Source organism: Campylobacter sp. CNRCH_2015_0814 (assembly GCF_025772765.1).
In the GTDB taxonomy this organism is placed as follows: domain Bacteria; phylum Campylobacterota; class Campylobacteria; order Campylobacterales; family Campylobacteraceae; genus Campylobacter_D.
The window spans coordinates 1-520 of the sequence record NZ_JAKMSR010000042.1; the positions used below are offsets into that span (position 1 = coordinate 1).

Annotated in this window: 1 protein-coding gene; it reads left to right on the forward strand. The window is 26.9% G+C overall.

The features are described from left to right. Positions 1-520 (forward strand): hypothetical protein (locus tag L8X24_RS07940; RefSeq protein ID WP_263664345.1); only part of this gene is annotated, 520 nt, incomplete at both ends.

Genomic DNA, 520 nt, shown 5'->3' on the forward strand with positions numbered 1-520 from the left:
GAAAACAATTACCTCTAAAGAAACATTTGCTCTAGAGCCTATTTTTATAAAAAAATATCAAATAGATATAATGTGTTCTAAGTATTCTGTGTTTGATGTACCAAATCAAACAGTAACTTGTAAAATAAAAGGAGGAAAGGCTGGATCTTCTATAAAATATATTTATAAAGAAAAAGGAGATTTTAATGTAATACAAGCAGATAAACAGTTTAATAGTTCACAAGAGGCTACGATGATAATAAAATCAGAGAATCCATTTAAAAAAAGATTTTTTGTGTTGATTCAAGCATTAGGAGGTCAAAATGAATTCATTGTAAATTATGAACATTGTGATGTTGATCCAAAAATAGTAGAATATCCAAAATTTGAAAATAAAGAAAAAACTATAGATGTTGAGAGTGATTTTAGTATTAAAATTAGCGGTTTAGTACCTCATTCAAAGATATATAATATTGATGGTTTTGGGGTGTTGTATCCAAAAAAATCATGTTATGAAGTTGATGCAAATGGGGAAACAACT